Genomic DNA, 14,428 nt, shown 5'->3' on the forward strand with positions numbered 1-14,428 from the left:
AGGCCGAACAGGCTCATATCACTATGGCTCAACCCCTTTCAAACATGGCATAATCCCATTTCTGTTTCCGTTTTCAATGACAAATAGCGTTATATACCTGTTATAATTTAATGTAACGGAAACGGAAAGATATATGATATTAGTTTGAAGATGGCTGGATCATCGTTGGTCGTAAGGAGGAGGAACATGAGCCGGAAGGTTGAAATGAATGTAGTTTCTGCGGGCTGGACGCAGATGGAGCTGGTCTTGTTATTCTATGGATGGGAGGCATGTGACCCTGCCCATTATTGGGGGCCGGGGGTGCGTGACTCTTATATCGTGCATTACGTTCATGAGGGCCATGGTACGGTATATATGGGGGATCGGGAATATCCTCTGACTCAGGGGCAAGGATTTCTCATTTTACCCGACACGGTCATCCATTATGAGGCGGATACACAGGAGCCTTGGACGTATTCGTGGTTTGGCTTCAGAGGTGTGCAGGCGAAGGCCTTCATGCAGCGTGCGCAGTTAAGTGAGGAGCACCCGGTGTTTACTGCTCATGATAAGAATGTGCTGGCAGCACTGTATGACGAGATGCTTCAGGCTGGAACGAGCTCTGTTGCAGGGGGGGATGTCCTGCATCAAAGCTTGTTATACCGACTTATAGCGGCATTAATTGCATCCTCACCGAATAAAGAAGAAGAAAACCCACTCCTTTCAACAAAAGAAACTTATATTCGGCAGGCTGTGCAGTTTATGGAGAATCGGTATAGCCAGCGTACTTCTATTATGGATATCGCACAGGCTGTCGGGCTGGATCGAACATATTTATCGGGGTTATTCAAAGAGCGATATGGCAAGTCGCTGCAAGCCTTTTTTCTGGAGTATCGCATGAATCGTGCAGCGGAGCTGCTTCGTAATCCGATGTTGTCTGTGAGTGAAGTAGCCCACTCCGTTGGATACACCGATCCGCTACTCTTTTCCAAAATGTTCAAACGTGTGACAGGGGTTTCACCCAAGGGTTCGCGAGTGCGAGATTAGCCGCATTCATGATTTTAAATTTTGAAAGAAAAGTTTTGAACATTATTCCTTATGCCGCTATACTGATACAGAAGTGTAACAGATACCCACTTTTAGTGAATTGAATACGTGGAACTTGGTGCTCTACCCGCTGGGGTAGAAGCTTAAAAGGGAAGTCCGGTGTGATGCCGGCGCGGTCCCGCCACTGTAACAGAGGAGTCAGGCAGCATATCCACTGGTCTTAAGAAGATCGGGAAGGAGCTGCTATGACAATGATGCTGAAGCCAGGAGACCTGCCAGGTTGGACAAACACAGCAGTACCCTACGGGAGATAGGAAGGTGTTTAAAGAGCATGATTTTTTCTGAAAATCTGTTTATTTAAGGCGTCCTCATCCAGTAAAACGGAGAAGGACGCCTTTTTGGATTGAACCGAATGAGGCTGATGGCGTACATGCGCATGAACCGGGAAGGACGTTTTTATTATTGGGCAGATATATCGCTAAACGATTATTACAACTGGTCGCTGTTCTGTTTGGCATCACATTTCTGACATTTCTATTAACATATCTGTCTCCCGGAGATCCTGCCAGGCTAATGCTGATGTCGACTGGAGTCACACCTTCGGATGAATTGGTTAGGCAGGTGAGGTTAGAGCTTGGATTAGACAAACCTTTTCTGGTTCGGTATGGGACGTGGCTGGGACAGGTATTCACGGGAGACTTTGGTACGTCTTATAAATACGATCGTCCGGTGCTGGATGTGTTAATGGCACGTCTTCCGGCAACGCTCAAGTTAACCGGGAGTGCCATGCTTTTGGTGATTCTGATTTCTTTTCCGCTGGGAGTTCTTTCGGCTATACGCCAGAACCAATGGCTGGATTATATTATTCGCCTGTTTTCGTTTGCTGGTTTATCGATGCCAAGCTTCTGGCTGGGCATGCTGCTGATGCTGGTGTTTGGTGTGCAGCTGAAACTACTGCCCGTGATGGGCAATTCCGGATGGTATAGCCTGGTCTTGCCAGCTGTCACACTGGCTATTCCGCTGATCGCCCAATATAGCCGGCAGATTCGTGCAGTCATGCTGGAGGAGACAAGCCAGAATTACGTAGTGGGCGCAAGAGCGAGAGGTGTGAAGGAATCGATAATTATTTGGCGGCATATTTTGCCGAATTCACTGTTGCCGATTGTGACCCTTCTAGGCATGACAACAGGAGCGTTACTTGGCGGGGCAGCGATTGTGGAGAGTTTATTCGTATGGCCAGGAGTAGGCCAGATGGCGGTGGATGCCATTTTCACCCGGGATTACCCCCTGATACAGGGTTATGTGATCTGGATGGCGGTCATTTATGTCACACTTAATCTGATCGTGGATCTCTGGACACATCTGCGTGATCCACGCATTCAACTGGATGTGGATGTCTAGATGATGATGAAGATTCGATCATATCTGACACAACGCCGTCTATTTCTTTTCTTGTTAACACTGACCACGGGCTGGATCGTTCTGGCTCTGATTGCACCGCTTCTGGCACCTCACGATCCACTTGCCACGAATTTTGCCAAAGTGTTGCAACCATCCAGCCCCGAATATCCACTCGGAACGGATCAGCTTGGGCGGTGTGTTCTGTCTCGACTTTTATATGGAGCACGCACATCTCTGTTGCTCACATTTATGATGATCGGGATTGTTTTCAGCTTAGGCGTAGCGGTTGGTGTTGTTGCAGGTTTTCTGCGGGGATTGGTGGATACGGTGCTGATGAGGCTGTGTGATACGTTGATGGCATTTCCGGGTTTGATTTTTGCAATCGCCGTAGTAGGGATGTTAGGGCCGGGACTTTTTAACACGGTGGTTGCACTTTCAGTGGTCTGGTGGGCAAAGTATGCACGGATGGCCCGAAGCCTGGTCATTTCTCTTCAGCAAAAAGAGTTCGTCACTGCCGCTGCGTTCAGCGGTGCGCGTAAAATTCAAATCATTAGCAGAACGATTCTGCCCAATATGTTACCCCCTTTGATTGTCATGGCAATGATGGACGTGGGCGGCATGATGCTGTCCATCTCGGGCTTGTCCTTTCTTGGACTCGGCGCACAGCCGCCTGATCCGGAGTGGGGAGCGATGTTGAATGAGGGCAGAAGATATCTGCAGACTGCGCCTTGGCTGTTAATCTATCCGGGGCTTGCGATATTTAGCACGGTTATCATTTTTAATTTGCTGGGGGACAGTCTGCGAGATGTGCTTGATCCCACGAAAAATACAGCTTAACTGAAGGGAATGGGAAGCATGAGCAGGATTCAAAAAACATGGCTGCTAACGATCGTGTCCATCATGGTTGTTCTAGTGCTCGCAGCTTGTGGTAACAACAAAAATGTAACAACGTCATCATCAGATGCTGCGGGGAAATCAACAGATGTGGATGCAAGTGGTGCGGCTAGCGCGACAGGTGCGGGTAACAAATCACATCTGAATGTGGCCTTATTCTGGCTGGGCAGCAGTCTTGATCCCGCGGAGGAATGGAATGGCTGGACGCTGACGCGCGCGGCTATTGGGGAGACGCTGGTTCAGTTTGACGAGCAGATGAAGATGGTTCCCAAACTGGCGGATAAGTGGGATCGAATCGATGATAAAACCTGGCATTTTCATATTCGGGACGGGGTAACGTTCCATAATGGCAATCCGGTGACTGCGGATGCGGTGAAAAAATCAATCGAACGCTCTATCTCGCTGAATGAGAGAGGTCAATCCACACTACCGATTGCTTCGATGACTGCCGAAGGGCAGGATCTGACGATTAAAACCACACAGCCAGATGCCTCTCTACTAGGTAATATTGCCGAGCCGTTGTTTATTATTGTGGATACGAGTGCTGACACATCGAAATTCAAGACTGAGCCAATCGCTACCGGGCCGTTCATGGTTACAGGATACACGCCTGACCAAGAGATACAGGTTAAGAAGTACGATAAGTACTGGGGCAGCGCGGCTGATCTGGATACGATGACACTGAAGTACATTAAGGATGACAGCACGAGGGCGCTGGCGCTGCAATCAGGGGAAATTGATGTAGCAAGCAATGTGGGACGTAGCAATATGCCTCTTTTCCAGGACAAAACACAATACACCATCGATGAGATTCCGAGCTTGCGTACACAGTTCGTGTGGTTTAACACCACCCATCCGCTGCTAAGTGATCCAAAGGTTCGCCGTGCTATTTCTTACGGAATTGACCGCGAAATGTACGCGAATACACTGGTTGGTGGACAAGCAGCCAAAGGGCCATTCACCTCTGCTTTGCCTTTTGGATATGACAAAATCAAGGGTTACGATTACGAACCTGAGAAAGCAAAACAATTGCTGGATGAAGCCGGATACAAGGATACGGATGGAGATGGCATTCGGGACAAAGACGGGAAAAAGCTATCATTACAACTCATTTTAAACTCAGCATATGAGTCGGATTCCATTGTGGCTGCTGCGATGCAGTCCCAGCTTAAGGAGATTGGTGTTGGTCTGGAGCTAACTTCGTATGAGGACCTCACCGACCATCAGAAGAGCGGGAATTATGACCTTGCTCTGACGAGCATTAACACAGGGATCACGGGTGATCCGCAGTATATTCTGGACTTTTATTTCAAAACGGGCGCGGAGTGGAATGTTGGCGGATACAGCAATCCGAAGTTAGATCAGCTCATTGAGCGTCTTCACTCGGAGTTCGATGTGGAGAAAAGGTATGCTCTGGCAGCAGAAGCGCAGCAGATGATTCTGGACGATGCGGCGTATATGTTTTTGACATACACTCCGATTAATATTGTCAGCAAAAATAATGTGAAGGGCGCCACAATGTACCCGATTGATTTTTATCTTCTTGACCGCAATATCAAGGTTGAGCAGTGATGATGCAGCTGCGTGCAGAAACAACACCTTGGCTTGAGGTGAAGGATTTGTCTGTTAGTTACAAGGAAGGGATTCCTTCCTTGCGGGATATATCCTTTTCCATGAAACAGGGAGAGATTATTGGCATTGTAGGTGAAAGTGGTAGTGGAAAGTCTACTCTTATCCGGGCTTTACTGGGACTGCTGCCTGTAGGTGGACAATACAGCGGAGGAGAGATTACCTTCCGTGATTGGGTGTTGCTACGGGACTCACAGCAGAATTGGCGGGGGATGCGCGGCAAACGAATCGCGATGGTATTTCAGGACAGCGGTTCCTATCTGAATCCGATTCGGAGTATCGGGAGTCAGTATGTGGAGGCGATTCGTGCCCATTTCCCCATGTCCCGGAAAGAGGCCTGGGGATTGGCCGTCCGCACACTTGCCCGCATGGAGCTGGATGATCCTGAACGAGTCTTGCATTCGTATGCTTCCCAGCTTAGTGGGGGCATGAAGCAGCGGACAGCGATTGCGATGGCTGCTGCGCTGGAGCCGGAACTGCTGCTGGCGGATGAGCCGACCAGTGCGCTGGATGTGACCACCCAAAATGAAGTGATGAGCCAATTGAGCAAGCTTTGTGCCGACAAGGGGACAGGTATGATCCTGGTAACGCACAATATGGCTATTGCTGCTCATATGGCTGACCGCATCGGTGTGATGTTAGATAGCAGATTGGTGGAACTGGGAGATACGCTGCGTGTCATCTCGAATCCTGAACACGCGTATACCCGCAAACTGCTTGATGCTGTACCTGAACTGGAGGGGAACAAGCATGATCAATGACAGATCACCCATTCTGAAACTGAGTGACGTATGTAAAACCTATGGGTTGAAAGGGCGGCAGGGTGTCCAAGCTCTACAGAATGTAGATCTGGATTTATATCCGGGTGAGTGTTTGGGGATTGTCGGGCAGAGCGGAAGTGGCAAAAGCTCTCTAGCCAAGTGTGTAACTCATCTGGAACAGGTGACTTCAGGAGAGATTTGGTACCGTCAGCAGCAGATCACCCGTCTGAAGGGCGAGAAGCTGCGTCAGATGCGCAAGCAGATTCAGATGGTTTTCCAGGAGCCTGCGGCAGTTTTTAACCCACGCATGAAGGTGGGTATGTTTATCAGTGAGCCTCTGTTGAATTACAAAATGATGCAGAGCCAGCAGGCCATTCAGGAGACACGAAGATTGCTGGAGCGAGTTGGATTGTCTGCTTTGGATGCAGATAAATATCCACATGAATTAAGTGGCGGTCAGCAACAGCGAGCCGTCATTGCTCGTGCGATTGGCGTACGGCCTGAGATCATTCTGTTTGACGAAGCTACCTCTGCCCTTGATGTGTCCATCCAGCAGCAGATTTTGGATCTGCTCATGGAATTGCGTATGGAGACGGGGGTTTCCTCCATATTCATATCACATGATCTCGCGGTGGTACAGCAGGTGAGTGACCGTATTGCCGTCATGCATCAAGGGAAAGTGGTGGAGGTAGTGGACAGTTCCAAGCTGTCCAGTGCGGCGAATCATCCCTATACCCGAAGTCTAATGTCCTCCGCTCTATCGCTTAGAGAGTTGAAGGGAAAAATGCAGGTGCGGGAGCGTGTGGAGTAACCCTTAAACAATCGTAGAGCCTGCCGATCAGGCAATTGGCGTTCCGTTCGGTAACGGTTGATCCGGAGAGAGCAAAACGACATCACCTTCTCCGGGTACACCGCCCAGCACAAGCACCTCGGAGACGAAACCAGCAATCCGCCGCGGCGGGAAATTAACGACAGCAACAACCTGTTTGCCAATCATCATGTCAGGTGTGTAACGGTGGGTGATCTGGGCACTGGATTTTTTTATACCGAGTGGCCCAAAATCTATTTTCATCTTAATCGCAGGAACACGAGCCTTCAGAAAAGGTTCAGCCTCCACCACGGTACCTACTCGAATATCATGTTGCTTGAACTCTTCAAAAGTAGCCATAGATAAACTCCTCTCAACGAAACGATGTCATATAGTATAGATGATATATCCATCCCCGAAAACAAAAAATCCAGATTACGCTGTATCGTAACCTGGATTTCCGTCTGAAATCTTCTGATGGGATTTTTTCCAAAGAAATGCTCAAAGGCATATTACCTAAAAACCCCTGAAAACTCCTGTTATCCGTTATGCAACTGTGATTAAGATCTGTTCCAGTTTTCTCCCGTGAGGTACTTCTCGGTAAGAATGGACAGCATCTGAATCCCTACTTCATTATGCCCGCCCTCAGGGATGATGATGTCCGCATACTTTTTGGACGGTTCGATAAATGCATCATGCATCGGTTTTACCGTTTCGAGATACTGTTTGTACACGGATTGAATCGAACGTCCACGCTCTTCCATATCCCGCAGTACTCTGCGCAGAATGCGTACATCGGAATCCGTATCTACAAATACCTTGATATCCAGCAGTGTACGAAGGTGCTCATCAATCAGTACGTGTAACCCTTCCACAATGACGATGTGGTTCGGCGCAAGCTCAATCGTTTCGCCTGCAACGCGGTTATCTATGGTGAAGTCATACACGGGAGCAAATGCTGGTTGGCCCTTTTTCAAGAGGGTAAGATGTTCGATCAACAGATCGTTATCAAAAGCAAACGGGTGATCATAATTCGTCAGTCTGCGTTGCTCAGGTGTGAGGTCTGACTGGTCTTTGTAATAATTGTCTTGGGATATAAATGTAACTTTGGCTGATCCCAGACGTTCGATAACGGAGCGGGCTACCGTCGTTTTGCCGGAGCCGGTTCCTCCGGCGATACCAATAATGAGCATGGTTGTTCCATAAACCTCCCTAAAGTGGCAGCATGATCAATCGATAAAGAATGCCCAAAATGTTTTATTTTTAAGCGCGATCTGCATGTCTGTCTGCGAATACACAATTCCTTCATTGTACCACAGCTCGCTGACTTTTTCATCTTAAGGAACAGCCCATGTTTTGCCTCTAAGAAGGAAGTTCTTTTTCACTATGGCAACTGAATTTTTAGTTCCATCCCTTTAATGAATTGATCGTTTTTAACCTCTTCGGCAAAATCATCTCTCATCTTAAAAGGCTTCACAACCAGGTTTTTCACGTCCGTAATACAGGTTACATAGGAAGCAGGCTCTAATTTTACTGATACTAACCAATTGACTTTTCAAAGGATGTGCCTATAATAAAGGTATATTGTTAACACGGACTGTTACTGGGGAAACCAGGCATGACCGAATTCGATTGCTTTCGTGTAATCGCTTTCGGTCTTTTTTTATTTCCAGCGGGGGGGTGAGAACATTGAAGGTTATCAAAAAAGTAAATAATAACGTGGCGATTGCCATTAATGAACATAACGAAGAGGTATTCGTGGTGGGCAAAGGTGTAGGGTTTCTCAAAACCCCATATGAGCTGACCGAGACGGACCTGGTGGAGAAAATTTTCGTAGCCCCGAAGAACATCCGGATGTATGATCTGCTGAACAGCATTCCGATTGAGGATATTTATCTCGCGGAGGAAGTGATGAAGCTGGGCAGTGAGATTTTGAACAAAACCTTTAACCCGAATCTGCTTCTCACCCTGTCCGACCATATCAGCTTTGCCCTTTCCCGAACGAGAGAAGGCATTAACATTAAAAATCCGCTGGAATGGGAAGTGCGGACACTGTATCCGAGTGAGACCCGGGTAGGGGAAGCTGCACTGAAACTGATTCAGGAGAAAACAGATCTGGTTCTGCCGTCAGCCGAGATCACCCTGCTGGCCCTGCATTTTGTGAATGCACAGGTAGGGTCTGGGGAGATGAGTGATACAACCAAGGTAACTACTGTGACGGGAGAGATCCTTTCCGTAATTAAGTATGCACTCAAGATTGATTTCCAAGAGGACTCCATTCATTTCATGCGGTTCGCCACACATATAAGATACTTCATCATGCGACAGATGAGCGGCAAGTCGCTGAAAGATGAGAATGAGTCTCTGTATACGATGGTGAAGGAAAAATTCCCGAAGGAACTCGCTTGTGTGGAAAAGATTGCTGATTTCCTGAAAACAAACTATGGATGGACATGTTCCGATGATGAGAAATTGTATCTGATCCTGCATATCCAGCGATTAACCACCAATGAACCAGTAGAATAACAGCTACTCTCCAGGTTCTTCTGTCATCGAAGTGTCTGTGTAAACCATTCTTGTTTAACTAGTATAACAACTGAATACTCATTAATGGACTGTTACTGATTCGATCAGGCATGACCAAGCGTAGGGAATGACGATTCCCCGGCTTGGTCATTTTTCATATATATCTAATTATCCATCTTGAAGCAGAGGAGAAGAGTGTTATGAATAACAAAGACTTGGCTAAAAACGTGCTTGAGCTCGTTGGCGGCGAGCAAAATATATCTGGACTTACACACTGTGCTACCCGGTTACGTTTTGTGTTGAAGGATGATGGCAAAGCCAATTTGAAGGAACTGAATCAGCTGGAAGGTGTGCTTAAAGCGCAGAATTCCGGGGGACAGGTCCAGATCATCATTGGAGCAAAAGTGGATGCTGTCTACAGTGAGGTAAAAAATTTAACCGCAGATCGATTGGAAAATTCCGAAGAATCCGCAGCAAGCAGTGGATCGAAGAAAAAACGCAATCCGTTCAATGCGGTACTTGAAACGATTGCCGGTATTTTTACGCCGATCCTCCCGGCTCTGGTTGGTTGCGGGATGATCAAATGTTTTGCGACGGTAATGGCAGCACTCGGATGGCTTGAAGGGTCTGGGTTCATGGTCATTATCAATATGATCGGTGACTTGATCTTTTATTTCTTGCCGTTCTTCCTTGCTGTCAGCGCAGCACATAAGTTCAAAACGAATCCTTATCTTGCGGTAGCTCTTGCCGCTGGACTGATGCACCCGACGATTCTGAATGCGGCAGCTAAAATTGCGGAGACAGGTGTCAGCACAGTTGATTTTCTGGGTATGCCGATCCTGCTCATGAAGTATTCATCTTCGGTTATTCCTATTATTCTGGCTGTTTGGATTATGAGTTACTTATATCCGCTCGTCAATCGAGTGATTCCTAAGTTTTTGCAAGTGTTGCTTACTCCAATGATCGTGCTCTTTATTATGGTTCCGCTTGAACTTATCGTATTTGGCCCTGTGGGCTCACATATCGGTGACTGGTTGACGAATGGCATTAACTCGCTCTTCTCCACCGCAGGTGTTCTGGCAGGGGCGATTCTCGGATTCTTTAAACCGATTATGGTTATGTTTGGTATGCACTATGCCATCATGCCGATTCAGATTCAACAGGTGGCTACACTGGGTGCGACGGTGCTGATTCCTACAGCACTTGCAGCGAATCTGGCACAAGCTGGCGCGGCCTTTGGTGTATTTGTCCTGACGAAGAACAAAACGATGAAATCTGCTGCGGGATCTAGTGGCATCACGGCGTTATTCGGAATTACGGAGCCAGCAATCTATGGTGTAACGTTGAAATATAAACGCCCTTTCTTCGCAGCTTGTTTGGCTGGTGGTATCGTTGGTGGATTTTACAGTCTGGTTCATACCACGGCTAACGCAATTGCACTTCCAGGTGTATTGGCGCTAGGCACGTACACAGCAGATCGTTACATCTATGTCATCATCGGATGTATTGCTTCAGTGGTATTAGCCTTTGTATTTACCCTGATTGCGGGCATTAAGGAGGATACAGACGGAAGCCCGTCGCAGAAAACTTCTGGCACAGTCAACACCGATCAATCGAATACAGTAGGAATCACAGCACAATCAGAAAAGTCTATTTTGAACGACACTTCTTCTTCAGACATGCTCATCGTAAGTCCGATGACGGGTGAGATTAAACCGATCTCCGAAGTAGAGGATCAAGCTTTTGCACAAGAACTGATGGGAAAAGGGATTGCAATCGTGCCAACGGAAGGCAAGGTATATGCCCCGTTTGACGGAGTGGTTGAAGCTCTTTATCGCACGAAACATGCTATTGGCTTAAAGGCAAATAACGGCGTAGAGATTCTGATCCATATCGGGGTAGACACCGTCAGTCTGAAAGGCAAATATTTTAACGCACACATCAAACAAGGAGAGACCATCCAAGCAGGAGATTTGTTGGTGGAGTTTGATCCAGACGGCATTAGATCAGCAGGTTATAACACGATTACATCGATTGTTGTTACTAACATGCAACAATATGGAGATGTGTTAACGACAGCGAGCAGTGGCCCGATCCGGGAAAGCGAAGCTTTAATTAAACTTATTCCGTAAATAAAACACAGGAGGAAATTACAATGACGAATATGAGCAAATCCCACTTTCCAAAAGATTTTTTATGGGGCGGTGCACTATCTGCTTGTCAGGCAGAGGGCGCTTATGATGTAGACGGCAAAACGTTGACCATTCCCGAGGTCATGAAGTTTAACGAGAAGAACGACCGCAAGGTAACTAAGCAGATTCGGGTAAACTGGGACATGATTGAGGAAGCTCGAAACGATCCGAATGCGGCGAACTATCCGAAGCGGCGGGGGATTGACTTTTATCATCGATTCCGTGAGGATATTGCTTTGTTTGCCGAGATGGGCTTCAAAGTGTTCCGTTATTCGATTGCGTGGGCAAGAGTGTTTCCGGGCGGGGATGATACAGCTCCGAATGAAAAAGCATTGCAGTTCTACGATCAGGTCATTGATGAATGTTTGAAGCACGGCATGGAGCCGTTGATTACCATCAGTCATTTTGATACCCCGATTGTGCTGATGGACAAGTTCGGCGGCTGGTACAACCGCAAGCTCGTCGATCTGTATGTGAACTATTGTGAAGTGCTGTTCAATAGATACAAAGGCAAAGTGAAATACTGGGTTACGTTCAACGAAATCAATATGAGTGTGAAAGCCTCAGCCAAAACGCTTGGTATCATTGATTATGACGCGCCTAATTATGAGGAAATGCTCTTTCAGGGGCTGCATCACCAGTTCGTAGCTGCGTCCAGAGCAACGAGGCTGGCACATGAGATTGATCCGAATAATCAGATTGGCAGCATGGTGGCCTATTTCACCACGTATCCGTACACATGCAAGCCAGAGGATGCGCTTCAGATGCAGCAAGATGATCAGATGAAAAATCAGTTTTATCTGGATGTGCTCAACAAGGGAGAGTACCCGTACTACAGCAAGACGTATTTTAAAAATAAAGGTATTCAGCTCCGCATTGAGGGTGGCGACCTGGAAGGAATTCGGGCACATACGGCTGATTTTGTAGGCATGTCGTATTACAACTCCATGATTTCTAGTAGCGATACCGAGCAGCTTGAACTAACGGCAGGCAATGTGCATAGCGTCTACAAAAATCCACACTTACCGGCGAACGAATGGGGATGGCAGATTGACCCAATTGGCCTACGTTATACATTGAATCTGGTCTATGACCGGTATCAAAAGCCTGTATTTATTTTGGAGAACAGCTCAGGTTTCTACGATACATTGAATGAAGATGACACAGTAAATGACCCATATCGAATTGATTTCTTGAGCAAACATATTGAACAGATGGGGCTCGCCATCGCGGATGGCGTCGAGGTGCTGGGGTATACGATGTGGGGTCCGATTGATATGATCAGTTCAGGTACATCGGAGATGAGTAAGCGCTACGGATTTATCTATGTGGATCAGGACGACTACGGTAAGGGTACGCTTAAAAGGATTCGCAAAGACTCGTTCTATTGGTATCAGAACGTAATCCGTACCAATGGGGCAGAACTGTAACCGCATCGCACCTGTATCTATAGTGAAGGCGTGGTTAATTCCTAGTATTTTCCAAAATTATTAAAGCAAGGGGAGTACTAAAACGGCACGTATCCATCAGATTATGACGGATACGTGCTGTTTGTGTTGTGTAGATCCTTGCAACATTTATTTATATAAAAGCTCATGGGGGAGCTGAGGTATCTTACAGACTAAGCAATTCTTTGACACTTTCGGCTACCGCTTTACTGGATTGCGGATTTTGTCCCGTAACCACACGTCCATCCGTAGTTACATAGGAAGTGTAAGGAGAGGATTTAACGTACTCGGAAGCACGTTCCCGAAGTGCATCTTCGAGCAGGAATGGAACATATTTCGTTTGTTGTGCCAGTTCTTCTTCCTCATTCGTGAAGCCGGACACTTTTTTATCGTTAATCAGAAGCAGGCCATTGGACAGCTTCACATTCAGCAGGGCAGTAACCCCGTGACACACGCCGGATACCACGCCACCTTTTTCATAAATATCACGTGATAGCGCTTGAAGTTCGGCATTGTCCGGGAAATCCCACATTGTACCGTGTCCACCTGTGAAGTAGATCGCATCATAGTCGCTTGCGTTTACTTCGCTCGGTTTCAACGTGTTTTTCAATTTATTCATGAAGGATTCGTTCTCGAAATAAGCTTTGGTGCTGGCATCCAGAGAATCGCCCAGACTTTTCGGATCAAGTGGCACGTTGCCTCCGTTCGGGCTGACCAGATCAACCTGTACATTCTCATTATGGTCGAACTCTTCAATGAAGTGAGTAGCTTCACTCAGCCACAGACCTGTAGGTTCATCCTTGGTTGCATATTTATCGACATTGGTCAAAACAACTAATATTTTTTTCATCGTAAAAACCTCCTGTACATGCTCGTGATTTAAATTGTGTAAAATATAATCGTTAACAACTTCATGCAGACAATATATCATACTCATTTGTTAAAGTAAACTAAATTCATTAAATTCGTATAGTTTGTATACTCCGTATATATTGTCTAGACATGGTATACTCATTATATTGTCCAATTTGGAGCAATTGACGCAGCATGAAGGAGGTAAACCCTTGAAACGTTTGGAGAATTCACAAAAACTACTGACTAAAATCATTCCGGTTCTGCGTACAAAGTCGATCAGTTCCCTACGCATGGAGGACATCGCGAAACATATGGATATCAGCAAGGCAACCCTATATAAATATTTCTCATCCAAAGAGGAAATTATCCAGAACGTACTGAACGTGTATATTGAGGAGATTCATGATTCCCGGACGACAATGGAGGATGATACGATCTCGTACGAGCGCAGATTTCAGATTGCCTATGAGCATGCGATGACCCATGTGTTATATCTGCCCGAGTTTTTTTGGAGCGAGGTGAAGAAGCTTTATCCTGCATTATACGAAGGTATTGCCTCCGCTCTGCAGCACCATAGTGAACAGTTATGTTTCTTTTTTGAGAAGGGAATGAATCAGGGCATCTTTAATCGAATTAGTCCAGTGCTGTACATGATTCAGGATGAAGCGGTAATTCGCAGAATTGCTGAGCCGTCATTTTCCATTACACATGATATGACGATCCGTCAGGCCTTGTTTGAATTTTATGTGATGAAGAAACATCAATTGATGCATCCGTCTCGTTTGGGGAATCTGGATGATCAGCCGGTAAAAGCATACATTAACGAGCTGATTCAACAGCTGTCACGGACGATGTAACGAGCAGATATGAGAGGGTTATTGGATGGTCAGT

General features: G+C 46.7%; 13 protein-coding genes and 1 riboswitch. Of the genes, 10 read left to right on the forward strand and 3 right to left on the reverse strand.

Annotated elements, in window-relative coordinates; translation table 11 throughout:
* The first annotated feature begins 186 nt into the window (after positions 1–186).
* The 6 genes from AB4Z30_RS19655 to AB4Z30_RS19680 all read left to right on the forward strand — a co-directional run bounded on the left by AB4Z30_RS19655 (position 187) and on the right by AB4Z30_RS19680 (position 6,519).
* A complete protein-coding gene (locus AB4Z30_RS19655; RefSeq protein WP_441929177.1) occupies positions 187–1,023 on the forward strand; it encodes an AraC family transcriptional regulator in 837 nt (278 codons plus the stop codon).
* A 99-nt stretch (positions 1,024–1,122) separates the two neighbouring features.
* Positions 1,123–1,317: riboswitch (cobalamin riboswitch) on the forward strand.
* Positions 1,318–1,485: 168 nt separating this feature from the next.
* Positions 1,486–2,424, forward strand: coding sequence for a nickel ABC transporter permease (gene nikB / locus AB4Z30_RS19660; RefSeq protein WP_441929178.1), 939 nt, complete (start codon positions 1,486–1,488; stop codon positions 2,422–2,424).
* Positions 2,425–3,261: a nickel transporter permease gene (gene nikC / locus AB4Z30_RS19665; RefSeq protein ID WP_441929179.1), complete on the forward strand. Its 837-nt coding sequence runs from the start codon at positions 2,425–2,427 to the stop codon at positions 3,259–3,261.
* An 18-nt stretch (positions 3,262–3,279) separates the two neighbouring features.
* Positions 3,280–4,890: an ABC transporter substrate-binding protein gene (locus AB4Z30_RS19670; protein ID WP_441929180.1), complete on the forward strand. Its 1,611-nt coding sequence runs from the start codon at positions 3,280–3,282 to the stop codon at positions 4,888–4,890.
* Positions 4,890–5,708, forward strand: coding sequence for an ABC transporter ATP-binding protein (locus AB4Z30_RS19675; RefSeq protein WP_441929181.1), 819 nt, complete (start codon positions 4,890–4,892; stop codon positions 5,706–5,708). Before AB4Z30_RS19670 ends, AB4Z30_RS19675 begins: the two co-directional genes overlap by 1 nt.
* Positions 5,698–6,519: an ABC transporter ATP-binding protein gene (locus AB4Z30_RS19680; protein ID WP_441929182.1), complete on the forward strand. Its 822-nt coding sequence runs from the start codon at positions 5,698–5,700 to the stop codon at positions 6,517–6,519. Before AB4Z30_RS19675 ends, AB4Z30_RS19680 begins: the two co-directional genes overlap by 11 nt.
* Before the next feature lie 27 nt (positions 6,520–6,546).
* Here the strand turns inward: AB4Z30_RS19680 and csaA are convergent, their stop codons facing one another.
* The gene (csaA, locus tag AB4Z30_RS19685) at positions 6,547–6,876 is read right to left on the reverse strand and encodes a chaperone CsaA (RefSeq protein ID WP_441929183.1); all 330 of its coding nucleotides are present in this window, start codon (positions 6,874–6,876) and stop codon (positions 6,547–6,549) included.
* Positions 6,877–7,076: 200 nt separating this feature from the next.
* Positions 7,077–7,709 carry a uridine kinase gene (gene udk / locus AB4Z30_RS19690; protein ID WP_123066241.1) on the reverse strand — a complete coding sequence of 211 codons (633 nt, stop codon included), beginning with the start codon at positions 7,707–7,709 and terminating at the stop codon, positions 7,077–7,079.
* 487 nt (positions 7,710–8,196) lie between these two features.
* Here udk and AB4Z30_RS19695 point away from each other — a divergent pair, with 487 nt between their 5' ends.
* The 3 genes from AB4Z30_RS19695 (at position 8,197) to AB4Z30_RS19705 (ending at position 12,664) form a co-directional block, all read left to right on the forward strand.
* Positions 8,197–9,042, forward strand: a complete 846-nt coding sequence (locus AB4Z30_RS19695) for a PRD domain-containing protein (RefSeq protein ID WP_441929184.1) — start codon at positions 8,197–8,199, stop codon at positions 9,040–9,042.
* A 200-nt stretch (positions 9,043–9,242) separates the two neighbouring features.
* A complete protein-coding gene (locus AB4Z30_RS19700) occupies positions 9,243–11,174 on the forward strand; it encodes a beta-glucoside-specific PTS transporter subunit IIABC (protein WP_441929185.1) in 1,932 nt (643 codons plus the stop codon).
* Positions 11,175–11,197: 23 nt separating this feature from the next.
* Positions 11,198–12,664, forward strand: a complete 1,467-nt coding sequence (locus tag AB4Z30_RS19705) for a glycoside hydrolase family 1 protein (protein WP_441929186.1) — start codon at positions 11,198–11,200, stop codon at positions 12,662–12,664.
* Between the two features lie 184 nt (positions 12,665–12,848).
* Here the strand turns inward: AB4Z30_RS19705 and AB4Z30_RS19710 are convergent, their stop codons facing one another.
* Positions 12,849–13,532 (reverse strand): type 1 glutamine amidotransferase domain-containing protein, encoded by a 684-nt coding sequence (locus AB4Z30_RS19710; protein WP_441929187.1) that lies wholly within the window; start codon positions 13,530–13,532, stop codon positions 12,849–12,851.
* A gap of 214 nt (positions 13,533–13,746) precedes the next feature.
* On the opposite strand from AB4Z30_RS19710, the gene AB4Z30_RS19715 reads away from it, so the two are divergent.
* Entirely contained in the window at positions 13,747–14,394 is a 648-nt protein-coding gene (locus AB4Z30_RS19715; RefSeq protein ID WP_441929188.1) for a TetR/AcrR family transcriptional regulator, read from the forward strand.
* The last annotated feature ends 34 nt before the right edge of the window (positions 14,395–14,428 follow it).

This window comes from Paenibacillus sp. 2TAF8, assembly GCF_052114825.1.
In the GTDB taxonomy this organism is placed as follows: Bacteria; Bacillota; Bacilli; order Paenibacillales; family Paenibacillaceae; genus Paenibacillus.

Bases quoted from the DNA above. Each gene is read 5' to 3' on its own strand.
- AB4Z30_RS19700 (WP_441929185.1), top strand. From the start codon at position 9,243: ATGAATAACAAAGACTTGGCTAAAAACGTGCTTGAGCTCGTTGGCGGC.
- csaA (WP_441929183.1), bottom strand. From the start codon at position 6,876: ATGGCTACTTTTGAAGAGTTCAAGCAACATGATATTCGAGTAGGTACC.
- AB4Z30_RS19710 (WP_441929187.1), bottom strand. From the start codon at position 13,532: ATGAAAAAAATATTAGTTGTTTTGACCAATGTCGATAAATATGCAACC.
- nikC (WP_441929179.1), top strand. From the start codon at position 2,425: ATGATGATGAAGATTCGATCATATCTGACACAACGCCGTCTATTTCTT.
- AB4Z30_RS19655 (WP_441929177.1), top strand. From the start codon at position 187: ATGAGCCGGAAGGTTGAAATGAATGTAGTTTCTGCGGGCTGGACGCAG.
- udk (WP_123066241.1), bottom strand. From the start codon at position 7,709: ATGCTCATTATTGGTATCGCCGGAGGAACCGGCTCCGGCAAAACGACG.
- AB4Z30_RS19675 (WP_441929181.1), top strand. From the start codon at position 4,890: ATGATGCAGCTGCGTGCAGAAACAACACCTTGGCTTGAGGTGAAGGAT.
- AB4Z30_RS19705 (WP_441929186.1), top strand. From the start codon at position 11,198: ATGACGAATATGAGCAAATCCCACTTTCCAAAAGATTTTTTATGGGGC.
- AB4Z30_RS19680 (WP_441929182.1), top strand. From the start codon at position 5,698: ATGATCAATGACAGATCACCCATTCTGAAACTGAGTGACGTATGTAAA.
- AB4Z30_RS19670 (WP_441929180.1), top strand. From the start codon at position 3,280: ATGAGCAGGATTCAAAAAACATGGCTGCTAACGATCGTGTCCATCATG.